Here is a 24753-nt window from a genome sequence, read left to right on the forward strand (position 1 = left end):
CGCCGGACCGGTGCGCGCCCGCTCCTGGCGGTGCGCGGCCGGTCCGGCGGTCCGGCGGGGCGTCCGGCCGGACCGTGGCGATCCGGCACCGCGTCCGGCTGGCGGGCGCCCCGGCCGGTGGTCAGGCCGGGGTCATCTCGATGAGCGAGACGTAGCCGGCCGGGCGCACCGCGCGGACCGCCAGGCCCGCCCGCGCGGCGAGCGCGCGCATCTCGGCGAGTCCGCGCTCCCTGCCGCCGTTGTAGGCGAGCATGCGCAGGTCCATCGCCGTGCTCGGCGACTCGCCGTCGCCGCCGACCGCCTCGACGACCAGGACGACCCCCTTCTCCCCGGCCGCCTCCGCGCACCGGCGCAGGATCGCGGCGGCCGGCTCGTCGGCCCAGTCGTGGATGACGGCGGACAGCACATAGCCGCCCGCCCCGGGCGGCAGCGGGTCGAAGAAGCTGCCCGCGACGGCCCGTGCGCGCCCGGCCAGTCCGCGCTCGTCGAACATCCGGCGCGCGGCGGCCGCCGGGCCCGGCAGGTCGACGACGGTGCCGTGCAGCCCCGGATGCGCCGCCAGCAGCGCGCCGAGGAGCGCGCCGCTGCCGCCGCCCACGTCGACGACGTGCCCGAGGGCCGCCCAGTCGTAGGCGTCGGCGATCCCGGCGTTGTCCAGCTCGATGTGGTGGCCCATCAGCGCGTCGAAGGACGCGGACAGCGATGGGTCGGCGCCGAGGTCCTCCCAGAACGACGTGCCGTAGCGCACCGGGTAGGCCGCCTCGCCGGTCAGCACGGTGTGGCCCAGCTCGACGAAGCTGAGGTCGCCCCTGCCCACCGCCCCGCCGAGGTCCAGCCACCTGCGCTTGCCCGCCGGGTGGTCGTCGCGCAGCTGCCGTCCGTACTCCGTCACGGCGTACGCGCCCGCGTCGTCCCTGGTGAACAGGCCGACGGTGACCAGGTGCCGCAGCAGGCGATCCAGTGCGTCCGCGTGCGCTCCGGTGGCCTCGGCGATCTCCGCGGCGGTACGCCGCCCGTCGGCCATGTGGTCGGCGACCCGCAGGGTGGCCGCCACCCGTATCGCCATCGGTGTCGCCAGGTCGGCCAGCGTCGTCAGTCCGACGCGCGGGGCCCGGTCCTCCGCCATCCGCGCTCTCCCTTCGTCCGTCTGTGGCGAGCGTAGGGGGAAAGGGGAGCGCCGGAGTTGTTCGTAAATGCTGAAGAGGCCGAAGGGCCGGGCCGGGCCCGGCCGGACGGTCCCCGGCGTCGTCGGCGGCTGGGCCGGACGGGGCGTGTCACTCGGCCTAACGGGGGGTGTTTGTCCCTAGAATCGTGGGATGTACATAGCCAGCACGTTCCCCGGAAGGGTGATCCGGTGAACAGGTCCGAAGCCACCGACGAGCAGTGGGAGGGGCTGGCCGAGGTCGTCCCGCTGCGCGGTCACCAGACATGGCCGTCCTGGCCCGATCACCGGGCCCTGCCCGAGGAGGAGCCCAAGGAGAGCCGGCGGCGGATGGTCGTGCTGCGCGTGCAGGTCTTCGCGGACGCGCGCGAGGTCGCCGAGCATCTGATGGCGCGGATTCCGGTGCTGCTGGATCTCACCAGCGCCGACATCGACGTCGCCAAGCGCATCCTGGACTTCTCCAGCGGTGTCGTCTTCGGCCTGGGCAGCGGTATGCACCGGGTCGACACCAATGTCTTCCTGCTCGCGCCCGAAGGGACGGAGGTGGCCGCCGGGTACCCCGATCGTAGGAAGAATGATCAGCTGAAACGGTTTGGCTGAGCGGCGGGCCCCTACGGTCCGGGGCATGGACGCCGCCCCCCGCCCTCAGCGCCCCGCCGTGACCGAACTGCGGCTCTCCGCCTTCAAGTCGCACCGCAACGCCGTCTTCCCGCTCGGGCCCATGACCCTCTTCCGGGGCGCGAGCGGGAGTGGTAAGTCCAGCGCCCTGCACGCCTACGCGGCGCTTGCCCGGCTCGCCGGCGGCGACAGCCTGGAGGAGGCCCTGGCCTCCGTGCCCGGCGGAGCCAGGGCCTGCGTCCCGCACACCGCCAGGCCCGACGCCCAGGGGCGGCGCGGATTCCGGATCGGCTGCACCGTGGACGGGCCGGCCGGTCCGGTCCGGCTGGACGTCGCCGTGCAGGCCGAGCCGGAGCTGCGCGTCGTCGGCGAACGGCTGACCGGCGCGGGGCGCACCCTGCTCTCCACGGCGCTGCGCGACCCGGGCCTTCCCCGGGTCGAGGCCGCCTGGCACACCGCCGGCTCCGTCCCCGTCACACGCGCCCCACTGCCCGACGACCGGCTGGGCACCGCGCTGCTGCCGCTGCGGGTCGCGGGCAAGACGGCCGGGCAGCGCATGGTCCTCGACGCCGCCGAACAACTCGTGGTCGCCCTGCGCTCCGTCTTCCCCTGCGACCCGCGCCCGGAGCTGATGCGCGCCCCCGTCGCCGCGCGGGACGGTCGGCTGCGCGGCGCGTGTGACAACGTTGCCGCGGTCCTGGGGCGCACCCGCGACGAGTGCGGCACCCGGCACGCGCTGCTGGTCGCGGCGGCGCGGGCGGGATGTCGCGGCCCGGTCGAGGGCCTCGCGGCGCAGGGCCTGGAGGGCGGGCTGGTGCGGGCCGTGCTGGCCGGGAGCGCTGGGGCGGTGACCCCGCTGGAACGGCTGGGGGACGGTGAGCTGCGCTATCTGGCGCTGTGTCTGGTGCTGCTGACGGGGCCCGGGGTGCTGGCGGTGGATCCGGCGGCCGAGGTGCTGCCGGCCCGGCAGGTGCTGACGGTCCTGGCGGACGGCCTCGACCGGTGCCTCGACGCACGGCAGGCACGGGAACTGCTGGGGCTGGCGGCGCGGATGTGCGAGCGGGGCCACATCAGGCTGGTGGGGACGGTGCGGGGCGAGGTGGGCGAGGCGGCGGAAGAGGCCAAGGGGGCGTCGATGGTAGACCTTGAGGGGTGAGCGATGAACCCCTGGACGTACCGAACACCCCACCCTTCGACCCCCTCGCGGCCCCTGCACCGGCCCCCGGACCCGCCCCGGACCTCGGGGATCTTCAGCGCCGGCTGGCGGCGTTCGCGGCGGCGCGCGACTGGCAGCCGTTCCACACGCCCAAGAACCTGGCCAGCGCGCTCAGCGTGGAGGCGTCCGAACTGGTCGAGATCTTCCAGTGGCTGACGCCCGAGCAGTCGGCCCGGGTGATGAAGGAACCGGAGACCGCGGGGCGCGTCGAGGACGAGGTCGCGGATGTGCTGGCGTACCTGCTGCAGTTCTGCGACGTCCTGGGGATCGACGTTCTGACGGCGCTGTCGGCGAAGATCGACCGAAATGAGCTGAGATTTCCGGTGCCGGGGAGCGGGGCGGCCGGGCCGGGGGCCGGGACGGCGGACAGGGTGGCGCGCGGGGCGGTGAATGAAAAGATCGTCACTCTCCGGAGTGATTGAGTTATCCACACCGCATCTGGTATCCACAGATTTCTGAATTCCCCTGGCTTTTCCGGCGGTTAGTCATCACTCTGGGTAGTGAGAGTGGGCGGAGCGGGAAACGTGGGGGACGGTCATGGACGCAGCGCGGCTCATCGAAGCCACGAGGCAGGCCCTGGCGCGGGCCAGAGGGGTGGCGGACATCGTCGCCGAGGCATGCCAGGCGCAGGCTCTCGCCGAGGCCGTCGGCAGCCGGCTCGCGGTGCAGGGGTCGTACGACATCCGTGCGGCGGCCCGGGGTCTGAGCGAGGCCGGCGGAAGTGCCTCCGGCGCGCTGCGCCAGTCCGCGCTGTACGCCGGAGGCCTACGGGCGGCGCAGCTCACCGAACTACGCGACCCCTGGCGGGCGTTGACCGACCTCGGCGAGCTCCTCGGCGAGGTCGGCATAGCCCTGGTGGGCGTGGCCTGCGTCTGCGACGAGGACGCCGTGTACTGGATGTGCATGGAAGCGATCGACGCCGCCGACGAGACGAGCGACCGGGTCGGCGGTCTCCTCAGACGGCTGGCCCTGCGTGAGCGGGGAGGTGCGGCGTGAGGGTTCTTCGGGGTTCAGTCCGTGCCGGCGCCGCCCTGGGCCGGGGGCCGCTCGGCGGGCTGCTGGCCCGACGACTGAAGGTCGGCGTCGAGCTGTGTCAGATCGGCGTTGAGCGCCGCCATCAGCTCCTCCATCTGCTGCAGCAGGCCCTTGGGTGCGCCCTGCTGCTGGGAAGCGGCCTGGCCGGGCACTGCCTCTTCGGGCGCGGCTTCCTGAGTCATGGTGGCCTCCTCGGCCCTCGCCCTCCCGGTGCGGGCGGGCGGCTATGCGATCGTCGCCACCAGCCTCGAACGCCGGTGCGCGGGCCGGGCGGTCCGGCTCCGCCCGAGCCAACGATCACCGGGGGCGCCGGACACTGGCATCTACTCCGTCGTCCCGGCCGGGCGGGGGAATTTCACCCGGCCGGAGTGAGTCGGCGGGCCCGGTCAGCAGTGGGTTGACGTGTGTTCGAGCGTGCAGGATGGAGGCGGTCAGCAGTCCGGAGACCGAAAGAGGAGCCTCGCGATGTCCGCCCCCACCGTTCCGCTCGCCACCGCGCTCGCGCGCGGCCCGCTCGTCCTGGACGGCGGGCTGTCCAACCAACTCGCGGCGCAGGGCTGCGACCTGTCCGACGAGCTGTGGTCGGCCCGCCTGCTCGCCGACGCCCCCGAGCAGATCGAAGCGGCCCACGCGGCCTACGTCCGGGCCGGCGCCCAGGTGCTCATCACCGGCAGCTACCAGGCCACGTTCGAGGGCTTCGCCCGCCGGGGCCTGGGCCGGGAGGAGACCGCCGCCCTGCTGCGCCGCAGCGTGGAGCTGGCGCGGGGCGCGGCGGCGCTGGGGGAGCGCGAGGTGTGGGTCGCGGCATCCGTCGGGCCGTACGGCGCGATGCTCGCGGACGGCAGCGAGTACCGCGGCCGCTACGGCCTGAGCGTGGCGGAGCTGGAGCGCTTCCACCGCCCCCGCGTCGAGGCGCTGGTCGCGGCGCGCCCCGACGTGCTCGCCCTGGAGACCGTGCCCGACGTCGACGAGGCCCGCGCCCTGCTCGCGGCGGTGCGTGGCTGCGGGGTGCCGGTGTGGCTGTCCTACAGCGTCGCGGGCGGCCGCACGAGGGCGGGCCAGCCGCTGGCCGAGGCCTTCGCCCTGGCCGCCGACGACGACCAGGTCATCGCCATGGGGGTGAACTGCTGCGAACCGGCCGACGCGGACCACGCCGTGCGCCTGGCGGCGCGCGTCGGCGGCAAGCCGGTGGTGGTCTACCCCAACAGCGGAGAGACCTACGCCCCCACCCGCACCTGGCAGGGCCCGCCCGGCTTCGCCCCGTCCCGGGCCGCCTCCTGGCGGACCGACGGCGCCCGCCTCATCGGCGGCTGCTGCCGCGTCGGCCCGGACCTCATCGGGAAGCTGGCGGAGGTGGTGGAAAAACAACAGCGACCGTGACGTACGGAAAGGGATAATCGGCCACGTGTTCCTGACGATCAGTACCTCCGGCGACGCCGGGCGCCCCGCGACCGACCTCGGCTTTCTGCTGCACAAACACCCCGACAAGGCGCAGCGGTTCTCCACCTCGTACGGCACCGCGCATGTGCTCTACCCGGAGGCGGGCGAGGAGCGGTGCACGGCGGCGCTGCTGCTCGAGGTCGATCCCGTGGCGCTGGTGCGCAAGGGCAAGGACAGGGGGCGGGGCGGCGCGCCGGACTCGGCGCTGGCGCAGTACGTCAACGACCGGCCGTACGCCGCCTCCTCGCTGCTGGCCGTGGCGATCGGCAGCGTCTTCTCCAGCGCTGTCAGGGGGCAGTGCGCGGCCCGGCCGGAGCTGCCGGGGCAGGTGCGGCCGCTGCGGATCGAGGTGCCGGTGCTGCCGGCGCGGGGCGGGGCCGGCCTGGTGGAGCGGCTGTTCGCGCCGCTGGGCTGGCGGGTGACGGCGCGCCCGGTGGCGCTGGACGAGCGGTTCCCCGAGTGGGGCGACTCGCGGTATGTGTCGCTGGTGCTGGAGGGCGAGCTGCGGCTCGCGGACGCGCTGCGGCATCTGTACGTCCTGCTGCCCGTGCTCGACGACGCCAAGCACTACTGGATCTCGTCCGACGAGGTCGACAAGCTGCTGCGCGCCGGCAAGGGCTGGCTCGAGGGCCACCCCGGACAGCGCCTGATCACCGACCGCTATCTGGGCCGCCGCCGGGGCCTGACCCGTGACGCGCTCGACCGGCTCGAGCGGCTCGCCCTCGCGCGTCTCGCCGAGTCCGACGACACCGAGCCCGAGGCGCTCGACAACGCCGTCGACGAGGACGAGGACACCGCGGAGCGGCCCCTGCCGCTGGCCGTGCGCCGGCGCCAGGCCATCCTCGGGGTGCTGCGCAGGTCCGGGGCGGCGCGCGTGCTCGACCTGGGCTGCGGGCAGGGCCAGCTCGTGGGCGAGCTCCTCAAGGACGCGCGCTTCACCGAGGTCGTCGGCGTCGACGTGTCCGTACGGGCGCTGAAGGAGGCCTCCCGGCGGCTGCGGCTGGAGCGGATGACCGAGCGGCAGGCCGCCCGGGTGGCCCTGTGGCAGGGCTCCCTCGCCTACACCGACCGCCGGCTCGCCGGCTACGACGCGGCCGTGCTCAGCGAGGTCGTCGAGCATGTGGACCCGCCGCGGCTGCCCGCCCTGGAGTACGCGGTGTTCGGCGCCGCGCGCCCCGGGACGGTGGTGGTGACCACACCCAACGCCGAGTACAACGTGCGCTGGGAGTCGCTGCCCGCCGGGCAGGTCCGGCACGCCGACCACCGCTTCGAGTGGACCCGGGAGGAGTTCGGCGCCTGGGCCGCCAAGGTCGCCGAGCGGCACGCCTACACCGTGGACTTCGCGCCCGTGGGCCCTGAGGACCCCGAGGTGGGCCCGCCGACCCAGATGGCCGTCTTCCGCAAGTGCGCCGCACACGACCCGCACGGTCCCCACGACCCGCAGGACACGACCGGCACCACCAGGGCCGCGAAGGAGGCGAAGGCCGCATGACCGGCACCAGCACCACCACCGGCGCCCCTGCGCCCCTCGCCGTGCCCGACCTGTGCCTCGTGGTCCTCGTCGGCGCCACCGGCTCCGGCAAGTCCACCTTCGCCGCACGGCACTTCAAGCCCACCGAGACCATCTCCAGCGACTTCTGCCGGGGCCTGGTCAGCGACGACGAGAACGACCAGAGCGCCGGCAAGGACGCCTTCGACGTCCTGCACTACATCGTCGGCAAGCGCCTGGCGGCCGGCCGGCTGACGGTCGTCGACGCCACCAACGTCCAGCCCGAGGCCCGCCAGAGCCTTGTGGCGCTGGCGCGCGAGTACGACGTGCTGCCCGTCGCCATCGTCCTGGACATGCCCGAGGAGGTCTGCGCCGAACGCAACGCCGCCCGCCCGGAGCGGGCCGGTGCCGGCCTCCGCGTCATCCAGCGCCATCGGCGCGAGCTGCGCCGTTCCCTCAAGCACCTGGAGCGGGAGGGCTTCCGCAGGGTGCACGTCCTGCGGGACACCGCACAGGCGGACGCCGCGGAGATCGTGCGCGAGCGCCGGTTCAACGACCTGCGCCACCTCACCGGCCCCTTCGACATCGTCGGCGACATCCACGGCTGCCGCTCGGAGCTGGAGAGCCTGCTCACCGCGCTCGGCTACGCCCTCGTCCGCGACGAGGCCGGCCGGCCCGTCGACGCCGCGCACCCCGAGGGCCGCACCCTCGTCTTCGTCGGCGACCTCGTCGACCGCGGCCCCGACAGCCCCGGCGTGCTGCGCCTGGCCATGGGCATGGTCGCCGCCGGGCACGCCCTGTGCGTCCCCGGCAACCACGAGAACAAGCTGGGCCGCTGGCTGAACGGCCGCCAGGTCAACGTCGCGCACGGCTTCGCGGAGACCATCGAGCAGCTGGAGCGGGAGGAGCAGCGGGATCCCGCGTTCCGGGAGCGGGCGCGGACGTTCGTCGACGCGCTCGTCAGCCACTACGTCCTCGACGGCGGCCGGCTCGTCGTCTGCCACGCCGGCCTGCCCGAGAAGTACCACGGCCGCAATTCGGGCCGCGTCCGCGCGCACGCCCTGTACGGCGACACCACGGGCGAGACCGACGAGTTCGGCCTGCCCGTGCGCTACCCGTGGGCGGAGGACTACCGCGGCCGCGCCGCCGTCGTCTACGGCCACACCCCGGCCCCGGCGGCGACGTGGCTGAACAACACCATCTGCCTGGACACCGGCGCCGTCTTCGGCGGCAAGCTGACCGCCCTGCGCTGGCCCGAGCGCGAGCTGGTGGACGTACCCGCCGAGCAGGTCTGGTACGAGCCCGTGCGGCCGCTGGCCTCCGAGGCGCCCGGCGGCGCCGACGGCCGCCCGCTCGACCTGGGCGACGTCACCGGCCGCCGGGTCGTGGAGACCCGGCACCTGGGCCCGGTGGCGGTCAAGGAGGAGAACGCCGCCGCGGCCCTGGAGGTCATGAGCCGCTTCGCCGTCGACCCCCAGCAGCTCCTCCACCTCCCGCCGACCATGGCCCCGTGCGCCACGTCCGCCGAGGAGGGCTATCTGGAGCACCCGGCCGAGGCCTTCGCGGCCTACCGGGCGGACGGCGTGCGCCAGGTGATCTGCGAGGAGAAGCACATGGGCTCCCGCGCGGCCGTGCTGGTCTGCCGTGACGCGGACGTCGCCCGCGAGCGCTTCGCGGTGACCGGCGGCGTGCCCGGCACGGTGCACACCCGCACGGGACGGCCGTTCTTCGACGACGCCGCCCTGACCGCGCGGATACTCGAGCGGCTGGGCCGCGCCGTGGAGGAGGCCGGGCTGTGGGAGGAGCTCGGCACGGACTGGCTGCTGCTCGACGCCGAGCTGATGCCCTGGTCGCTGAAGGCGACCGGCCTGCTGCGCCACCAGTACGCGGCCGTGGGCGCCGCCTCCCGCACGGTCCTCCCGGCCGCCCTCGCGGCGCTGGAGTCGGCGGCGGCGCGCGGTGTGGACGTCTCCGGCCTGCTCGGCCGCCAGCGCGAGCGTGCCGAGGACGCCGCGGCCTTCACCGAGGCGTACGGGCGGTACTGCGCGCCGGTCGGCGACGACGCCGACCCGGCGGCCGGTATCCGAATGGCTCCCTTCCAGATCCTGGCGGCCCAGGGCCGCAGCCTCGCCACGCTCCCGCACGACGAGCAGCTCGCCCTGATCGACCGCCTCGTCGCGGCGGACGGCGGCGGTGACGGCGACGGCGGCGAGGGGGGTGACGTGCGGGGCCTGCTCGCGCCCACCCGCCGTCTGGTCGTCGACACCGAGGACGAGGCCTCCGTCGCCGAGGGCACCCGGTGGTGGCTGGAGCTGACGGCCGCCGGCGGCGAGGGCATGGTCGTCAAGCCGCTCGGGGCCCACGTCCGCCGCCCCGACGGCCGGCTCGTCCAGCCGGGCGTCAAGTGCCGCGGCCGGGAGTACCTGCGCATCGTCTACGGCCCGGAGTACACCCGTCCGGACAACCTCGCCCGGCTGCGCGTACGCCACCTCGGCCACAAGCGCTCGCTCGCCCTGCGCGAGTACGCCCTCGGCCTGGAGGCGCTGGACCGGCTGGCGGAGGGGGAGCCGCTGTGGCGCGTCCACGAGGCAGTCTTCGCCGTGCTGGCGCTGGAGTCCGAGTCGGTCGACCCGCGCCTGTAGGCGGGCTGCGCGGGGGCGGGCGGCCCGGGCCGCCCGGCCCGTGGCGGCACTCCGTGCCCCGCGTACCGAGTGATCACGGCGGGTTCAGGTGAGGATGGGGGGATGGGATTCCATGTCGATTCCGAGGCCGGGCGGCTCCGCCGCGTCATCCTGCACCGCCCCGACCTGGAGCTGAAGCGGCTCACGCCGTCGAACAAGAACGCGTTGCTCTTCGACGACGTCCTGTGGGTGCGCCGGGCCCGCGCCGAGCACGACGGCTTCGCCGACGTGCTGCGCGAGCGCGGGGTGGAGGTGCATCTCTTCCAGGACCTGCTGGAGGAGAGCCTGCGGGTGCCGGCCGCGCGGGCGCTGGTGCTGGACCGGGTCTTCGACGAGAAGGAGTACGGGCCGCTGGCCACCGACCACCTGCGAACGGCGTTCGAGGCGATGCCGGTGCCGCAGCTGGCGTCGCTGCTGGTCGGGGGGATGACCAAGCGCGAGTTCCTGGCCGGCCACGCGGAGCCGGTCTCCGTCCGCTTCCATGTGATGGACCTCGACGACTTCCTGATCAACCCGCTGCCGAACCACCTGTTCACCCGGGACACCTCCGCCTGGATCTACGACGGGGTGAGCATCAACGCGATGCGCTGGCCCGCCCGTTGGCCCGAGACGGTGCACTACGAGGCGGTCTATCGCCATCACCCCATGTTCGCGGGGGGCGGCTTCCACGTCTGGTGCGACGGGCAGTCGGCGTACCCCTCGACGATCGAGGGCGGCGACGTGCTCGTCATCGGCCAGGGCGCCGTACTGATCGGGATGAGCGAGCGCACCACCCCGCAGGCCGTGGAGATGCTGGCACGGGGGCTGTTCGCGGCCGGCTCGGCGCGCACGATCGTGGCGCTGGACATGCCCAAGGGGCGGGCGTTCATGCACCTGGACACCGTGATGACGATGGTGGACGGCGACACCTTCACCCAGTACGCGGGCCTGGGCATGCTCCGCTCGTACACCATCGAGCCCGGCGTCGGCGAGCGCGACCTGAAGGTCACCGACCATCCCCCGGAGCACATGCACCGCGCCATCGCCGCCGCGCTGGGTCTGGACTCCCTCCGGGTGCTGACCGCCCGGCAGGACGTGCACGCGGCCGAGCGGGAGCAGTGGGACGACGGCTGCAACGTCCTGGCGATAGAGCCGGGCGTGGTGGTCGCCTACGAGCGGAACGCGACGACGAATACTTTCCTCCGTAAGCACGGGATCGAGGTCATCACCATTCCGGGCAGCGAGCTGGGGCGTGGCAGGGGTGGGCCGCGCTGCATGAGCTGTCCGGTCGAGCGGGATCCGGTACCGGGTGCTTAGCCGGAGAGACGCATCTGCATAATGATGCTGACTGATGTATACAGTTCCATTTACCGTGCAGTGCTGACGACGTAGGAGCCACCCATGGCGACGGACCTCAAGGGCCGCCACTTCCTCAAGGAGACGGATCTCACCGCCGAGGAGTTCCGCAGTCTGGTCGAACTGGCCGCGGAGCTGAAGGCCGCCAAGCGGGCGGGCACCGAGGAGCCTCGCCTGACGGGGCGCAACATCGCCCTCGTCTTCGAGAAGACCTCCACCCGCACCCGCTGCGCCTTCGAGGTCGCCGCCGCCGACCAGGGCGCCCGTACGACCTATCTCGACCCCGCCGGTTCGCAGATCGGACACAAGGAGTCGGTCCGGGACACCGCCCGGGTGCTCGGCCGGATGTTCGACGCCATTCAGTACCGCGGTCATGGCCAGCACATCGTCGAGGATCTCGCCGCCTACGCCGACGTGCCCGTCTACAACGGCCTGACCGACGAGTGGCACCCCACCCAGATGCTCGCCGACGTGCTCACCATGACCGAGCACACGGCCAAGGCGCTGGAGCACGTGGCGTACGCCTACCTCGGCGACGCCCGGTACAACATGGGCAACTCCTACCTGATCACCGGCGCCCTGCTCGGCATGGACGTGCGCATCGTCGCCCCCGAGGAGCTCTGGCCGGCCCCCGAGATCATCGCCCGCGCCCGGCAGCTCGCCGAGACCAGCGGCGCCCGGATCACCCTCACGGCCGACGTCGCCGAGGGCGTGCGCGGCGCGGACTTCATCGCCACGGACGTCTGGGTGTCGATGGGGGAGCCCAAGGAGGTCTGGGACGCCCGCATCGCCCTGCTCGCCCCCTACGCCGTGACCATGGACGTGCTGCACGCGACCGGCAACCCGGCCGTGAAGTTCCTGCACTGCCTGCCGGCCTTCCACGACCTCGACACCACGGTCGGCCGGGAGATCTACGAGCGGCACGGCCTGACCTCGCTGGAGGTCACGGACGAGGTCTTCGAATCGGTGCACTCCGTCGTCTTCGACGAGGCGGAGAACCGGCTGCACACCATCAAGGCCGTGCTGGTGGCGACCCTGGTGGGCTGGGGACGGTAGCGCCCCTGCGCACCGCCCGAAGGGGCGGCGGGCCCTGTGCCCGCCGCCCCTTCTTCGCGCGCTCTTCCCGCTGTTGCGTATCGCGTACTCGTGACGACAGTCACAGGACGGTGATAACTTCACGGGGCAGGCACCAGCCCCCAGGCTGAAGGAGGCCGTGCTCCATGAGTCCGTTCACCGGCTCCGCGTCCCGCACCGAGAAATGGCGCCACCTGCGCCTGACCCTCGACTCCGGCGTCGCCACCGTCACCCTCGCCCGCCCCGACAAGCTCAACGCCCTCACCTTCGGCGCCTACGCCGACCTGCGCGACCTGCTGCCGGAACTGGCCCGCGACGGCTCCGTACGGGCCCTCGTGCTCGGCGGCGAGGGCCGCGGCTTCTGCTCCGGCGGCGACGTCGACGACATCATCGGCGCCACCCTGGCCATGGACACCGGCCGGCTGCTGGACTTCAACCGCATGACCGGCCAGGTCGTCCGCGGCTTACGGGAATGCCCCTTCCCCGTGATCGCCGCCGTGCACGGCGTGGCGGCGGGCGCGGGCGCCGTCCTGGCGCTGGCCGCCGACTTCCGCGTCGCCGACCCCACCGCGCGCTTCGCGTTCCTCTTCACCCGCGTCGGCCTCTCCGGCGGCGACATGGGCGCCGCCTACCTCCTGCCCCGCGTCGTCGGCCTCGGCCACGCCACCCGCCTGCTGATGCTCGGCGAGCCCGTACGCGCCCCGGAGGCCGAGCGCATCGGGCTCATCAGCCAGCTGGCGGAGGAGGGCGGCGCGCCCGACGCGGCCCTCGCCCTCGCCCGCCGGCTCGCCGCGGGCCCGGCCCTGGCCCACGCCCAGACCAAGGCGCTGCTCACCGCCGAACTCGACATGCCGCTCGCGGCCGCCGTCGAACTCGACGCCGCCACCCAGGCCCTGCTCATGAACAGCGCCGACTACGCCGAGTTCCACGCGGCCTTCACCCAGAAGCGGGCCCCCATGTGGCGGGGGCGATGACCGGCGCGCCGCCGGCGGTGGCCGGGCGGGTCGCCGTCATCGGCGGCGGCCCCGGCGGCCTGTACGCCGCCGCCCTGCTCAAACGCCACGAGCCCGGGCGCGAGATCACCCTCTGGGAGCGCAACGCCCCCGACGACACCTTCGGCTTCGGCGTCGTCCTCTCCGACGAGACCCTCGGCGGCATCGAGAGCGCCGACCCGGAGGTCTTCGCCGCGCTGCGCCGCGAACTGGTCCGCTGGGACGACATCGACGTCGTCCACCGCGGCACCACGCTGCGCTCCGGCGGCCACGGCTTCGCCGCCCTCGGCCGGCACCGGCTCCTGGAACTCCTCCACGAACGCTGCCGGGACCTCGGCGTCCGGCTCCGCTTCCGTACCGAGGCGCCGCCCGCCGCCGAACTGGCCCGCACCCACGACCTCCTCGTCGCCGCCGACGGCGTCCACAGCCGCACCCGCGACACTCACCGCGACGCCTTCCGCCCCACCCTCACCACCCACCGCTGCCGCTACATATGGCTCGCCGCCGACCTCCCCCTCGACGCCTTCCGCTTCGAGATCGCCGAGACCGAGCACGGCGTCATGCAGCTGCACGCCTACCCCTTCGGGGGCGGCGCCTGCACCGTCATCGTCGAGATGCGCGACGAGGTCTGGCGGCGCGCCGGCCTCGACCGGTGCGACGAGAAGGACGCCGCCGAACGCTGCGGCGCGTACTTCGCCGACTTCCTCGGAGGCCGGCCGCTGCGCTCCAACCAGTCGGCGTGGACCGCCTTCCGCACGGTCGTCAACGAGCGCTGGTCCCACGGCAACACGGTGCTGATCGGCGACGCCGCGCACACCGCGCACTTCTCCATCGGCTCCGGCACCAAGCTCGCCGTCGAGGACGCGCTGGCCCTGGCCGGCTGCCTGCGCGACACCCCCGCCCTCCCCGACGCCCTGCGGGCCTACGAGGAGCTGCGGCGCCCGGCGGTCGCCTCCACACAGCGGGCCGCCCGGGCCAGCCTGGAGTGGTTCGAGAACCTCTCCGGCCACGTCGAACGGCCGCCGTACCGCTTCGCCTTCGACCTCCTGACCCGCAGCCGCCGCGTCACCCACGACAACCTCCGCCTGCGGGACGCCGGGTTCGTCGCCGCCGTCGAGGCGGAGGCGGGCATCCCGCCCGGCACGCCCCCGATGTTCACCCCCTTCCGGCTGCGCGGGCTGACCCTGCGCAACCGCGTCGTCGTCTCGCCCATGGACATGTACTCCGCCCGGGGCGGCACCCCCGGCGACTTCCACCTCGTGCACCTCGGCGCCCGCGCCCTCGGCGGCGCCGCCCTGGTCATGACCGAGATGGTCTGCGTCAGCGCGCGGGGCCGGATCACACCCGGCTGTACGGGCCTGTACGCGCCCGAGCACGAGGATGCCTGGCGCCGGATCACCGGCTTCGTGCACGAACAGGCCCCGGGGACGGCCATCGGCGTCCAGCTCGGCCACAGCGGCCGCAAGGGCTCCACCCGGCTCATGTGGGAGGGCATCGACCAGCCCCTCCCCGAGGGCAACTGGCCGCTGGTCGCCGCCTCCCCGCTGCCCTACCACCCAGGCGTCAGCCAGACGCCCGAGGCGCTGACCGCCGCCGGGCTCGCCGCGGTCCGCGACGACTTCGTCCGCTCCGCCGAGGCCGCCGACCGGGCCGGCTTCGACCTCCTGGAACTGCACTGCGCCCACGGCTACCTGCTCTCCGGCTTCCTCTCGCCGCTCACCAACCACCGTGACGACGCCTACGGCGGCACCCTGGCGGGACGCCTGCGCTACCCCCTCGAGGTCTTCGACGCCGTACGGGCCGTCTGGCCCGCCCACAAGCCGATGACGGTGCGCGTCTCCGCCACCGACTGGGCGGACGGCGGCACCGGCGCCGACGACGCCGTCGCCATCGCGCGCGCCTTCGCCGAGCACGGCGCCGACGCCATCGACGTGTCCACCGGCCAGGTCGTCCCCGACGAGCGGCCCGCCTTCGGGCGCTCGTACCAGGTGCCGTTCGCCGACCGGATCCGGCACGAGGCGTCGGTGCCGGTCATCGCGGTCGGGGCCATCTCCTCGTGGGACGACGTCAACTCGCTGATCCTGGCCGGCCGCGCCGACCTGTGCGCGCTGGCGCGGCCGCACCTGTACGACCCGAACTGGACCCTGCACGCCGCCGCCGACCAGGGCTACACCGGCCCCGGCGCGCCGTGGCCCGCGCCGTACCGGGCGGGCAGCCGCAAACCGCCGACGGGGCGGAGTGCCTGAGGGGCACACCCAGCCCGGCCGGCGTTTGAGGCCAACGGGGTCCGGGGCGGAGCCCCGGTTACGGGAAGGGGCGGGATCGGGGAAAGAACCCCTCACCCCTACGCCAGCACCGGCCGCACGAAGTGCTCCCCCGCGTCCCGCAGCCGTGTGTGCAGGGCGGCGAAGACGCGGGCCGCCCTGCCGCCCGGCCATTCCTCGGGCAGCAGGGCCGCCGGCAGGCCGGGATCGGCGTACGGCAGCCGCCGCCACGAGTCGAGGGCGAGGAGGTAGTCGCGGTAGGCCGCCTCCGGCGGGATGGGCCTGCGCCGCGACCAGCGGTGCAGCACGGGCTCGTGGGTGTCGAGGAACGCCTGGTGCTGCCGGGCCAGCGCCTCGAGGTCCCACCACCGGGCCACGGCCTCGGCGGTGGGCTCGAAGCCCAGATGGCTGCCCTTGAACAGGTCGACGTACGAGGCCAGCCCCAGCCGGTCCAGGGTGTGCCGCGTCTCCTCGTGGACGTGCGCCGGGGCGATCCACACGCCGGGCGCAGCCGTACCGAAGCCCAGCCGGGCCAGCCGCGAGCGCAGCAGATGCCGCTTGTGCCGCTCCTGTTCGGGGACCGAGAAGACGGCCAGCAGCCAGCCCTGGCCGGGCCGCGCCGAGGAGCGGCCGTAGATGCGCCGGTCGCCGTCGTCGAGGAGCTGCCGCGCGGCCTCCGACAGCCCGTAGCCCGCCGCGCCGTCCGCCGTGCGGCCGGCGACGAGCAGCCCGCGCCGTTTGAGCCGGGAGACGGCCGACCGTACCGACGGCGAGTCCACGCCCACCGCGCCCAGCAGCCGGATCAGGGCCGCGATCGGCACCGGGCCGGCGGGGGCGTCGGCGCCACCGCGTCCGTACGCGCCGTAGAAGGTGACGATGAGGGACCGGGGGGTGTGGAGCGGTTGCTGGTGGTCAGTCACGGGGAAACTGTAAAGGGCCCGTGCGCAGCCGGAATCGCTGCAGTTTGCCGGTGGGCGTGCGCGGGAGGGCGTCGAGGAACTCGATCTCGCGAGGGCACTTGTAGGGAACGATCTCCTTTTTGGTGAACTCCCGTAGCTCCGCGACCGTTTCCGCGGTCCGTGGTACGCCCGGCCGCAGCACGACGTGGGCGACGACGATCTGGCCGCGGCGGTCGTCCGGGCGCCCGGTGACGGCCGCTTCGAGGACGTCGGGGTGGCGCAGCAGGGCCTCCTCGACCTCGGGTCCGGCGATGTTGTAGCCGGCCGAGATGATCATGTCGTCGGCGCGGGCCACGTAGCGGAAGTAGCCGTCCGGTTCGCGGATGTAGGTGTCGCCGGTGAGGTTCCAGCCCTCCTGTACGTACCGGCTCTGGCGCTCGTCCGCCAGGTAGCGGCAGCCGGTGGGGCCGCGCACGGCGAGGAGTCCGGGCTCGCCGTCGGGGACGGGGTGCCCGGCCGGGTCCACGACGCGCGCTTCGTAGCCGGGGACGGGCAGTCCGGTGGTGCCGGGGCGTATGAGGTCGTCGGCGGCGGAGATGAAGATGTGCAGCATCTCGGTGGCGCCGATGCCGTTGATGACGCGCAGCCCGGTGGCGCGGTGCCAGTCGTGCCAGAGGGCGGCGGGCAGGTGCTCGCCGGCCGAGACGCATCTGCGCAGCGAGGAGACGTCGTACGCACCGAGCCGGCCGAGCATCGCGCGGTAGGCGGTGGGGGCGGTGAACAGGACCGAGACGCGGTGGCGTTGGACGTCGGCGAGCAGGCGCTCGGGTCCGCCCCAGTCGGCGAGCAGGGTCTGGGCGCCCGCGCGCAGCGGGAAGACGACGAGGCCGCCGAGACCGAAGGTGAAGCCGAGCGGCGGGCTGCCCGCGAAGACGTCGTCGGGGCGGGGGCGCAGCACATGGGCGGAGAAGGTGTCGGCGATGGCGAGGACGTCGCGGTGGAAGTGGACGCAGCCCTTGGGGCGGCCGGTGGTGCCGGAGGTGAAGGCGATGAGCGCGACGTCGTCGGCGGAAGTGTCGCACGCCACATAGGATGTGGGTTTATTTGCCGCGAGCCGCAGAAGGTCGCCGGGGGCCTCGCCGCCGAACAGCGCGATCCGTAAGTGTGGCACCTCCGCCTTGATCAGGTCGTCGGCCGATCGGGTGTCGCAGAGGGCGTGGCTGACGCGCGCGATCCGGCAGACGGTCGCGAGCTCGTGGGCGCGCTGGGCGGCCAGTACGGTCACGGCCACCGCTCCCGCCTTCATCACCGCGAGCCAGCAGGCGGCGAGCCAGGGCGTGGTGGGGCCGCGTAACAGCACGCGGTGGCCGGGCAGCACCCCCAGGTCGTCGGTGAGGACGTGGGCGATCCGGGCGGCGTGCGCGGAGAGTTCGCCGTAGGACCATACGAGCCCGGAGGCGTCCCGCACCGCCGGCCGGTCCGGTCCCAGCCGTGCCACGGTCGCGTCCAGCAGCTCCGCACCGCAGTTGAGCCGGTCCGGGTAGGACAGCGCGCCGGGGCCGGCGAGGTCGAAGCGGAGGTCCGGCCACTGCCCGGCGGGCGGGAGATGGTCGCGCGCAAAGGTGTCGGCATGGGCCGACGGCTTGAGCTCCATCGCGGATGCGCCCCCTCGCGCCGAGAAGAAGAAGGAGGTGAACGGGGGTCTTGCCAGCGATACGGATCCGCTGTCAGCGTAGCGAGTTGGTGACGGCAGTCAACAGAGCGCGATAACTTCCGCACCTCGCACAGCAGGGTGCGGCAGGACACAAGGGAAAGGGTGGACCCGGTGACCACAGCGTTCACACTGGACAGAAAGCAGCGCGCGTGGTGCGCCGAGCTGCGTGCGCTCGCCGCCGACACCCTGCGCCCCCTGGCCGACGAAGGCGCCCCCGGCCGCGTCAACCGCCCGCTCGTCGCCGCACTCGGCCGGCACGGGCTGCTGTCCCACGTGGCGCCCGCCGACGGCCCGGTCAGCGCCATGGACCTGTGCCTGCTGCGCGAGTCGCTCGCTCAGGAGTGCACCGAGGCCGAGACCGCCCTCGCCCTCCAGGGCCTCGGCACCCACCCCCTGCTGCGCTGGGGCACCGCGCGGCAACGGGCGCGCTGGCTGCCCGAGATCGCCGCGGGCCGCGTCGTCACCGCCTTCGCGCTCAGCGAGCCGGACGCCGGCTCCGACGCGGCGGCCCTGCGCCTGCGCGCGGACCCCGACCCTGACCCCGGCGTCGGGGTCGACGTCGGCTGGCGGCTCACCGGAGAGAAGTGCTGGATCTCCAACGCCCCCGAGGCCGACCTCTACACCGTCTTCGCCCGCACCGGCCCCGCCCCCGGCGCCTTGGGCATCACCGCCTTCCTCGTCCCCGCCGACCGGCCCGGCCTCGGCGGCAGCCCCCTCGAGATGCTCAGCCCCCACCCCGTCGGAACCCTCGTCTTCGACGGCGTCCCGGTCGGACCGGACGACGTCGTCGGAGAGGTCGGCGGCGGCTTCGCGGTCGCCCTGGGCACCCTCGACCTCTTCCGCCCGAGCGTCGGTGCCTTCGCCGTCGGCATGGCCCGCGCCGCCCTGCGCGCCGCAGTGGGCCATGCGGGCGAACGCCGGGCCTTCGGCGGCCCGTTGAAGGACCTCCAGGCTGTCTCCCACCAGCTCGCCGAGATGGCCACCCGCACCGAGGCCGCCGCCCTGCTCGTCCTCGCCGCGGCCGCCTCCTACGACGCGGGCGAGCCGGGCGTCGCCCGCCGCTCCGCCATGGCCAAGCTCTTCGCCACCGAGACCGCGCAGTACGTCGTCGACGCCGCCGTCCAGATCCACGGCGCCCGCGCCCTGCGCCGGGGCCACCTCCTGGAGCACCTCTACCGCGAGGTCCGCGCCCCGCGCATCTACGAGGGCGCCACCGAGGTCCAGCGCACCATCATCGCCAAGGAGCTCTACCGATGACCCTGCACCGCCTCAACCCGGCCGGCCTCTCCCCGCCCACAGGCTTCAGCCACGCCGTCACCGCCACCGGCAGCCGCCTGGTCCTCCTGGCCGGCCAGACCGCGCTCGACGCCGACGGCGCCATCGTCCCCGGGGGCCTCCCGGAACAGTTCGAGAAGGCCCTCTCCAACCTCCTGGCCGCCCTGCGCGCTGCCGGAGGCGAGCCGGCGGACCTGGCCCGCGTGACCGTCTACGCCACCGACGTCGGCGCCTACCGCGCCCACGCCCGCGAACTCGGTGCCGTCTGGCGTCGCCTGGCCGGGCGCGACTACCCCGCGATGGCGGTCATCGGCACCACCCGGCTCTGGGACGAGCAGGCGCTGGTGGAACTGGACGGGGTGGCCGTGCTGCCGTGACGGGACGCGCGGGCCCTCGTCCGCCCGCCGGTGGTTCCGACCCCCTCCGCTCACTCCCCGGAGAACAGGGCCGTGACCTGCTCCACGGTCCAGTTCTCCGCCGCGCCGGGAGCCCGGCAGAGGTAGGAGGCGATCGCCTGGTCGTCCCACGCCCCCGCCATGCGCAGCCCGGCCGTGAGGTGCCGCAGGTAGGCGGTGGACGGGCGGGTGTGGCTCACCGCCGACAGCGACCAGGGAGCGGTGAAGGTGAGCACGGGCACGCCCTCCAGATACCCGGGACACACCAGCGTCTCGTACCGCCCGGGCCCCAGCACATGCCGCCCCTCCCTGAGCACCACCCCGAGATCGAGGTCGGCCCCCGGCGGCTCGTACATCTCCTGAGCGGCGATGTCCCCGAACTGCTGCGCGGTGACAAGATGCGCGCACGCCCACACCGTGCCGGGCGCCTGCGGATCGTAGAACGCCCTCCCGCCGGTCCACACCGACGACTCGGTCGCGAAATACAACGCCCCCGGCAGCTCGACCGGCACCGACCTCCGAGGAGGCGTCCGGTCACGACTCCCCGGATACGACCTCCCCGCCCCGGGCGGCCGCCCCCCGGACAGGTAGTAACGCAGCCTCCCCGGATCCATGTTGGACCCGTAGGAGGCGTACCAGACGCTCCCGGGCCGGGAGGAACAGCCGGGAACTCCCGGCCTGACGGGACGACGGGCGCTGGACAAGCTCACTCCGTGGAGGCTGAGGCCAAGGCTGGCAACCCAGCCGGACGCCAAGCTACGCTCACGATCACAACCCCATACACAGGTGACCCCGGCGGTGCTACCAACACCCCGGGGTCCGACACCGAAGAGAGTATTCTTCGATGCGCATCCACCTTAGCGCGCGCAAGCGCGCGTTCACGGTGCTGGGCAATGAGGTCCTACGAGACCGGAGGCTCAGCTTCACTGCCCGCGGTCCTCGCCCTGGCACCACTGGCCGCCCCATGGCTGGAGCGCGGCCTGTCCGAGCTGGAGGTCCGGACCCTGCTCACCGCCGGGCTGCCACCCACCGTGCACTCGCCGCGTGCCCTGCTGGCCGATCGCCTGGCCCGCAAACTGCCCGCCCCCCGCCCGCGCCGGGACGCCGCCGCACCTGCGGCTTCCCTGGCCGAATGCGGGGAGTGCCGTGATCCCCTGCCCCGCGGCCAGCAGAGCGGCATCTGCGCTACCTGCGCCGGTGCCGGCGGGCGAAGCGTTGCTTCACCTGCGGTGGACGAGGCGCTGGTGGCCGACCGCGTGGCTTCTCTGCGAGCGGTCCTGCGCGGCGGGCCCACGCCTGCCGCTGCCTAAGCACCGCCTAGCGGACGACAGTGCGTGTACAGGATGGCAGCGGGCCTATTTGGGTAGATAGGTCCGCTGCCATTCGAGAGAAGACATGGTCTGCGCGGCCTCGGCGAGTGCGAGAGCTGAGGGTGTCTTGAGCTTGGCGCGGGTGCTGTCGACCCATTCCTGGGCGTTGCGGTAGCCCTGCTCCAGGTACTCCAAGCCCTGGATCATGCACTCGAGCTTGTCGGCGTCGCGCGCGACTCTCACTTCGAGCGTGTCGCCGTTCTCGTACTCCTGGACGATGGCCTGGATGCCTGCTGCGACGGCCGGATGGGCCTTCGAAACCTGGTCGGCCGTGACCCGTTCGTTCCCGGCCGCGGTGACGTACCTGCGGCCGATCCACGGGATGTCGCCGACGCGCGTCTCCTGTGTGTCGTGGAAGGTGCACAGCAGCGCGACCTTGGCAGGGTCGGCGCCCTCCATCATGGCGAGGACGGACCCGATGACGGCGGTGCGGAAGCTGTGCTCGGCGATCGTCTCGGGATCCTTGACGCCGGCGATCCACCACCCCGAGCGCTTCATGCGCTTGAGGGCGCCTACTTCCATCATGTAGCCGACAGTCCCCTTGTCGTGCTGTTCGTCAGACATACGACCTGTCCCTCCCGTGGATCATGGACTGCTCAGCTTCAGACCGTAGTGCACGGCGTCGAGCTCGCGCCGGGCTTGTGGTGAGATCTGGCTGCCGTCCAGGAGGATGGTCACTCGCCGTCGGAGCTCTGACGCGAGCTGTGGGTCGGCCGACAGCAAACCCGGCCGCGAGGCGATGAGCGCCCACACGGAGTGCACGTTCAGGTCGACGCAGCCCAGTGCCGGGTCGAGGCGGTCCGCGAAGCCGCGCAGCAGAGCCCCGGCGTCCCAGCGGTGCGGTGAGCGCTCGGCCATGAACGAGTCGTCGGGATAGGGGGAGCGGTCGAAGCCGAGCCAGTGTGCCCAGTAGTTGAGGTTGGCGATCTCGCCCGCGTCGTCCCCCATGGCGCGCTCGATGAAGCCGTGCAGAACGTCCAGTTCTCCGTACCGGGTCAGGGACGTGGCCACGGAACGCGCGTCGGCCCACTGCGGTGACCAAGTGGCGTGGGAGAGGCGGAGCGGGCGACGGGAACGCAGATCGGCCAGCCACGTGTGCGTGTCCGGGGCGGGGTCGTAACTGCACAGGTACAGGGCCTGGCGGCGAAGTAGCGCGCCGGGCTCTCCCGCGTGGTCGGCGAGCTCGGCGCACCGGCGCATGTGGGTATGGAATCGCTCCAGCAACGCCGGCGGAAGAAGGGGGCTGTCCCGGGTAGGGCCACGACGGCGCGGGGGCTCGACCGTGGCCGGCGGTACGGCGGCCGGGGCTGCCCCGGTAAGTGCCCAGGCGATCATGTGGGTCGAGGTTCGGGTGAATACCCAGCTCGCCAGAGGGTGCATGGCGAGATCGCTGCGACAGTCGACGTCGTTCAACACATGGGCGATGACCGCGTCGGCCTCCATTGCGGAATCGAAGAGGGTGAGCAAGGCCCGTTCGGCCCCATGGGTGAGAAGACTGCGGCGCAGAGCCAGGAACTTCCCGGCGGCCATGGCGGTCAAGGGGCGACGTCCGCTTTCCCAGCCCTGCACGGTGGTTGTGTCCACGCGGGGCAGCTCTGCGAGCTGCTGCTGCGTGCAGGGCAAACGCTCCCGGACGATCTTGAACAGGTGTCCTGCTACTAACCCTTCGAGGGCTCGCTCACGGGAACGCCGACCCGTGGTCAGTGTTCCCGTGGCCGGACTGTGGCGCGGTGGGGTCATCGCCTGTTCTCCACTGGCGCGACTGGAGTGGAACTCGTACAGAGGGTCAGTTCCCGGAGTCGGTGGCCGACCGTAGGTTCAACGCATGGGGTGCACAGCACGCACAGTCGAAGAATAACCGCGCACAGTAGCGGTTGCGTGCGCCTGGCCCTGGCCAACGGACAGGAGGAGGAGTGCCCGTGCGCGACGAAACGGAGGCGTCGGGGAGGGAACCCCGGCCGCCTGATCACGCCACTGCTCCCCAAAGCCAAGCGGCTTCGGGAAGCCGGGCGCTTCGCCCGGGCGGCCTGATCATGACCGTCAGGCCCCAACAGGGCGGTCCCTGGCCTGTGCGCTGCCTCCACCCGCCTGAGTTGTGCGCTATCGAGCTCGGGGTGGCCACCTGCCGGTGCGGTGCCCAGATTTTCATGGACTACCAGGCGCTCGATGGCGCGGCGTTGGACGTTGGCGAGCGCCTGCCCGACCTGCCCGCCGGGCGCACGAACAGTGGCGCCGGAATCGGCACGCTCATATTCGGCAGCACGACACATGGTCCCTGACCGCAGGCGGCGGCCCGTGTCCGCGGCAGCTGCGGTGGCCGCGCAGAGATGGAGGCTCACATGGCTCAACGCTCCGGTGCCGGTCTACGCCACCGGTATGACCAGTGGTTCGCACCAAGGCCGCAGACAGTCGTGCTCCAGCCGACGAGTTTCTGCAATATGGACTGTTCCTACTGCTACCTGCGGGACCGGGGCCTGAAGAACGACATGCTGCCCGAGACCGTCGACGCCGTGGCGAAGTCGGTGGAGGGCCTCGCCGACAGCGGTCGGCCGCTGGGTCTCGTCTGGCACGGCGGGGAGCCCCTACGCCACCCTCGACCGGGTCCGCGCTACGGGTCCGGTGATCTTCTCGAAGTGCACCCTGCGGGAGACGACCATCAGGGCATCCGATCTCAGCTCTGTCGCCTTCGAAGCATGCGATCTACGGCTCGCCGAGTTCGAGGGTGGCAAGTACCGCGACTGCGACCTGCGTGGCAACGACCTGACCACGCTGCGGGGAGTGGCCGCGCTCAAGAAGGCCCTCATCGACCGTGCCCAGGTCGCCCAGCTGGCCGAAGCGCTGGCGGCCGAGCTGGAGGTCACCTACGGCGAAGACCTCGACGACGACTGACCGCTGCCGGGGATGAGAGGGACAGCCATGGCAGTGAGCTTGGCGTTCAGCCAGTGCGGAAGCCTGCGGGAGCGGTGCGAGATCGGGTCCGTCCGGCTGAGCCACGGTGAGGCGGACTACGACGAAGGGGCTGTCGTACCGGTCTGTGACTGGAGGCCCTTGAACACACGGGAAGCCCAAAGGCTCCAGGCTGAGCCTGGCATCCCCGATGGCGCCCTGATCGAACTGGTACGCCAGCCTTTACCGGATACCCAGGTGGAAGCGGCACCGGACCTCCATGCGGTCGCCGCCGGCCTCTATCCGTTCGCAGACCGCTGGCCTGCCGATTTTCTGGGCTGCGTCACGAACCCCGGCGACGCGCCGACGACCACCGAGGACCCTGCCACCGGGCGTCGGCTCGGCCTCCACGTCGACAACTGGGACCGGCTGCCGTACGGGCGCCGCCACGAAGGCCGGCGCAGGCTCTGCCTGAACCTCGGCCCCGGAGTCCGCTACTTTCTCCTCGGCGACCGGGAGATCGAAGAGATCTACCGACTTGTGCATCCCGACCCGGAACACCACTACCCGCACACGGACGACGTGAGGCGATACGTCGCTCGGGGACGACCGTTGCAATGCCTGCGCATCCGCCTGGAGCCCGGCGACTGCTACCTGGCCCCCACCGAACTACTGCCGCATGACGGCTCCACCCTGGATGGCGAACAGCCTTCCACAGCCGCCTTCTGGCTGGGGCGGTGGCCGGCCGGGGCCGGCAGCACGGAGCCGTGATTCCGTCCCGTGGCCCGCGAGATCAAGGCCCGTTCATCGCGTTTGAAGCCCCTTGAGGCCTGCGGACGCGCACCCGCCTCGCGCGAAGGGCCGTCGACCGCGTCTTCCGCCGGGGCGGGGACATGGGCGACGGCCCA

The 24753-nt window shown here is 73.0% G+C and carries 24 protein-coding genes; 17 read left to right on the plus strand and 7 right to left on the minus strand.

Features of this window, described 5'->3' with window-relative positions; genetic code table 11:
- Positions 1-121: 121 nt before the first annotated feature.
- A complete protein-coding gene (locus tag J1792_RS22965) occupies positions 122-1126 on the minus strand; it encodes a methyltransferase (RefSeq protein ID WP_086574019.1) in 1005 nt (334 codons plus the stop codon).
- Between the two features lie 228 nt (positions 1127-1354).
- Between J1792_RS22965 and J1792_RS22970 the strand changes: the two genes are divergently transcribed.
- The 4 genes from J1792_RS22970 (at position 1355) to J1792_RS22985 (ending at position 3992) form a co-directional block, all read left to right on the plus strand.
- Positions 1355-1762 (plus strand): cell division protein SepF, encoded by a 408-nt coding sequence (locus J1792_RS22970; RefSeq protein WP_086574021.1) that lies wholly within the window; start codon positions 1355-1357, stop codon positions 1760-1762.
- A 25-nt stretch (positions 1763-1787) separates the two neighbouring features.
- The gene (locus tag J1792_RS22975) at positions 1788-2936 is read left to right on the plus strand and encodes an AAA family ATPase (RefSeq protein ID WP_086574023.1); all 1149 of its coding nucleotides are present in this window, start codon (positions 1788-1790) and stop codon (positions 2934-2936) included.
- Between the two features lie 104 nt (positions 2937-3040).
- Positions 3041-3418, plus strand: coding sequence for a nucleotide pyrophosphohydrolase (locus J1792_RS22980; protein WP_207555535.1), 378 nt, complete (start codon positions 3041-3043; stop codon positions 3416-3418).
- A 115-nt stretch (positions 3419-3533) separates the two neighbouring features.
- Positions 3534-3992, plus strand: coding sequence for a DUF6099 family protein (locus J1792_RS22985; RefSeq protein ID WP_086566235.1), 459 nt, complete (start codon positions 3534-3536; stop codon positions 3990-3992).
- A 14-nt stretch (positions 3993-4006) separates the two neighbouring features.
- Here the strand turns inward: J1792_RS22985 and J1792_RS22990 are convergent, their stop codons facing one another.
- Positions 4007-4213, minus strand: coding sequence for a hypothetical protein (locus J1792_RS22990; RefSeq protein WP_086566234.1), 207 nt, complete (start codon positions 4211-4213; stop codon positions 4007-4009).
- Positions 4214-4496: 283 nt separating this feature from the next.
- Here J1792_RS22990 and mmuM point away from each other — a divergent pair, with 283 nt between their 5' ends.
- The 7 genes from mmuM (at position 4497) to J1792_RS23025 (ending at position 15288) form a co-directional block, all read left to right on the plus strand.
- Positions 4497-5411, plus strand: a complete 915-nt coding sequence (mmuM, locus tag J1792_RS22995; RefSeq protein ID WP_207248077.1) for a homocysteine S-methyltransferase — start codon at positions 4497-4499, stop codon at positions 5409-5411.
- A gap of 25 nt (positions 5412-5436) precedes the next feature.
- Positions 5437-6963, plus strand: a complete 1527-nt coding sequence (locus tag J1792_RS23000) for a 3' terminal RNA ribose 2'-O-methyltransferase Hen1 (protein ID WP_086566231.1) — start codon at positions 5437-5439, stop codon at positions 6961-6963.
- Entirely contained in the window at positions 6960-9602 is a 2643-nt protein-coding gene (locus J1792_RS23005; RefSeq protein ID WP_086566230.1) for a polynucleotide kinase-phosphatase, read from the plus strand. The genes J1792_RS23000 and J1792_RS23005 overlap by 4 nt, the downstream gene beginning before the upstream one ends.
- 102 nt (positions 9603-9704) lie before the next feature.
- The gene (locus J1792_RS23010) at positions 9705-10937 is read left to right on the plus strand and encodes an arginine deiminase (RefSeq protein WP_086566229.1); all 1233 of its coding nucleotides are present in this window, start codon (positions 9705-9707) and stop codon (positions 10935-10937) included.
- Positions 10938-11021: 84 nt separating this feature from the next.
- On the plus strand, positions 11022-12032 hold the full coding sequence (gene argF, locus J1792_RS23015; protein ID WP_086566228.1) for an ornithine carbamoyltransferase: 1011 nt from the start codon (positions 11022-11024) through the stop codon (positions 12030-12032).
- A gap of 164 nt (positions 12033-12196) precedes the next feature.
- Complete coding sequence (locus J1792_RS23020; RefSeq protein ID WP_086566227.1) at positions 12197-13024, plus strand: enoyl-CoA hydratase family protein; 828 nt, start codon at positions 12197-12199, stop codon at positions 13022-13024.
- Positions 13021-15288, plus strand: a complete 2268-nt coding sequence (locus J1792_RS23025; RefSeq protein ID WP_086566226.1) for a bifunctional salicylyl-CoA 5-hydroxylase/oxidoreductase — start codon at positions 13021-13023, stop codon at positions 15286-15288. Before J1792_RS23020 ends, J1792_RS23025 begins: the two co-directional genes overlap by 4 nt.
- Positions 15289-15386: 98 nt before the next feature.
- On the opposite strand, the gene J1792_RS23030 is transcribed toward J1792_RS23025, so the two are convergent.
- On the minus strand, positions 15387-16226 hold the full coding sequence (locus J1792_RS23030; protein WP_086566225.1) for a PaaX family transcriptional regulator: 840 nt from the start codon (positions 16224-16226) through the stop codon (positions 15387-15389).
- Complete coding sequence (locus tag J1792_RS23035) at positions 16219-17859, minus strand: AMP-binding protein (protein ID WP_207248078.1); 1641 nt, start codon at positions 17857-17859, stop codon at positions 16219-16221. Before J1792_RS23035 ends, J1792_RS23030 begins: the two co-directional genes overlap by 8 nt.
- Positions 17860-18030: 171 nt before the next feature.
- On the opposite strand from J1792_RS23035, the gene J1792_RS23040 reads away from it, so the two are divergent.
- Both J1792_RS23040 and J1792_RS23045 read left to right on the plus strand, forming a co-directional pair.
- Positions 18031-19176: an acyl-CoA dehydrogenase family protein gene (locus tag J1792_RS23040; protein WP_207248079.1), complete on the plus strand. Its 1146-nt coding sequence runs from the start codon at positions 18031-18033 to the stop codon at positions 19174-19176.
- Positions 19173-19571, plus strand: a complete 399-nt coding sequence (locus J1792_RS23045) for a RidA family protein (RefSeq protein ID WP_086574801.1) — start codon at positions 19173-19175, stop codon at positions 19569-19571. Before J1792_RS23040 ends, J1792_RS23045 begins: the two co-directional genes overlap by 4 nt.
- Positions 19572-19621: 50 nt before the next feature.
- Here the strand turns inward: J1792_RS23045 and J1792_RS23050 are convergent, their stop codons facing one another.
- Positions 19622-20101: a histone deacetylase gene (locus tag J1792_RS23050; RefSeq protein WP_307843062.1), complete on the minus strand. Its 480-nt coding sequence runs from the start codon at positions 20099-20101 to the stop codon at positions 19622-19624.
- A gap of 381 nt (positions 20102-20482) precedes the next feature.
- Between J1792_RS23050 and J1792_RS23055 the strand changes: the two genes are divergently transcribed.
- Positions 20483-20899 (plus strand): hypothetical protein, encoded by a 417-nt coding sequence (locus J1792_RS23055; protein ID WP_207248190.1) that lies wholly within the window; start codon positions 20483-20485, stop codon positions 20897-20899.
- A 45-nt stretch (positions 20900-20944) separates the two neighbouring features.
- Here J1792_RS23055 and J1792_RS23060 read toward each other — a convergent pair whose 3' ends face one another.
- Together J1792_RS23060 and J1792_RS23065 are read right to left on the minus strand one after the other, a co-directional pair.
- Positions 20945-21523, minus strand: coding sequence for an HD domain-containing protein (locus tag J1792_RS23060; RefSeq protein WP_086573889.1), 579 nt, complete (start codon positions 21521-21523; stop codon positions 20945-20947).
- A 21-nt stretch (positions 21524-21544) separates the two neighbouring features.
- Positions 21545-22543 (minus strand): XRE family transcriptional regulator, encoded by a 999-nt coding sequence (locus J1792_RS23065; RefSeq protein WP_207248080.1) that lies wholly within the window; start codon positions 22541-22543, stop codon positions 21545-21547.
- Between the two features lie 563 nt (positions 22544-23106).
- On the opposite strand from J1792_RS23065, the gene J1792_RS35130 reads away from it, so the two are divergent.
- The 3 genes from J1792_RS35130 (at position 23107) to J1792_RS23075 (ending at position 24616) form a co-directional block, all read left to right on the plus strand.
- Positions 23107-23238 (plus strand): hypothetical protein, encoded by a 132-nt coding sequence (locus J1792_RS35130; RefSeq protein WP_278186362.1) that lies wholly within the window; start codon positions 23107-23109, stop codon positions 23236-23238.
- 340 nt (positions 23239-23578) lie between these two features.
- On the plus strand, positions 23579-23848 hold the full coding sequence (locus J1792_RS23070) for a pentapeptide repeat-containing protein (RefSeq protein ID WP_086573895.1): 270 nt from the start codon (positions 23579-23581) through the stop codon (positions 23846-23848).
- 27 nt (positions 23849-23875) lie between these two features.
- Positions 23876-24616: a hypothetical protein gene (locus J1792_RS23075; RefSeq protein ID WP_207248081.1), complete on the plus strand. Its 741-nt coding sequence runs from the start codon at positions 23876-23878 to the stop codon at positions 24614-24616.
- The last annotated feature ends 137 nt before the right edge of the window (positions 24617-24753 follow it).

Source organism: Streptomyces triculaminicus (assembly GCF_017349075.1).
In the GTDB taxonomy this organism is placed as follows: Bacteria; Actinomycetota; Actinomycetes; order Streptomycetales; family Streptomycetaceae; genus Streptomyces; species Streptomyces triculaminicus.

Excerpts from the sequence above, each read along its gene's own strand:
- J1792_RS22965 (WP_086574019.1), bottom strand. The coding sequence starts at position 1,126 with ATGGCGGAGGACCGGGCCCCGCGCGTCGGACTGACGACGCTGGCCGAC.
- J1792_RS22975 (WP_086574023.1), top strand. The coding sequence starts at position 1,788 with ATGGACGCCGCCCCCCGCCCTCAGCGCCCCGCCGTGACCGAACTGCGG.
- J1792_RS22985 (WP_086566235.1), top strand. The coding sequence starts at position 3,534 with ATGGACGCAGCGCGGCTCATCGAAGCCACGAGGCAGGCCCTGGCGCGG.
- J1792_RS22990 (WP_086566234.1), bottom strand. The coding sequence starts at position 4,213 with ATGACTCAGGAAGCCGCGCCCGAAGAGGCAGTGCCCGGCCAGGCCGCT.
- mmuM (WP_207248077.1), top strand. The coding sequence starts at position 4,497 with ATGTCCGCCCCCACCGTTCCGCTCGCCACCGCGCTCGCGCGCGGCCCG.
- J1792_RS23005 (WP_086566230.1), top strand. The coding sequence starts at position 6,960 with ATGACCGGCACCAGCACCACCACCGGCGCCCCTGCGCCCCTCGCCGTG.
- J1792_RS23010 (WP_086566229.1), top strand. The coding sequence starts at position 9,705 with ATGGGATTCCATGTCGATTCCGAGGCCGGGCGGCTCCGCCGCGTCATC.
- argF (WP_086566228.1), top strand. The coding sequence starts at position 11,022 with ATGGCGACGGACCTCAAGGGCCGCCACTTCCTCAAGGAGACGGATCTC.
- J1792_RS23020 (WP_086566227.1), top strand. The coding sequence starts at position 12,197 with ATGAGTCCGTTCACCGGCTCCGCGTCCCGCACCGAGAAATGGCGCCAC.
- J1792_RS23025 (WP_086566226.1), top strand. The coding sequence starts at position 13,021 with ATGACCGGCGCGCCGCCGGCGGTGGCCGGGCGGGTCGCCGTCATCGGC.
- J1792_RS23035 (WP_207248078.1), bottom strand. The coding sequence starts at position 17,859 with ATGGAGCTCAAGCCGTCGGCCCATGCCGACACCTTTGCGCGCGACCAT.
- J1792_RS23045 (WP_086574801.1), top strand. The coding sequence starts at position 19,173 with ATGACCCTGCACCGCCTCAACCCGGCCGGCCTCTCCCCGCCCACAGGC.
- J1792_RS23055 (WP_207248190.1), top strand. The coding sequence starts at position 20,483 with ATGAGGTCCTACGAGACCGGAGGCTCAGCTTCACTGCCCGCGGTCCTC.
- J1792_RS23060 (WP_086573889.1), bottom strand. The coding sequence starts at position 21,523 with ATGTCTGACGAACAGCACGACAAGGGGACTGTCGGCTACATGATGGAA.
- J1792_RS35130 (WP_278186362.1), top strand. The coding sequence starts at position 23,107 with ATGGACTACCAGGCGCTCGATGGCGCGGCGTTGGACGTTGGCGAGCGC.
- J1792_RS23075 (WP_207248081.1), top strand. The coding sequence starts at position 23,876 with ATGGCAGTGAGCTTGGCGTTCAGCCAGTGCGGAAGCCTGCGGGAGCGG.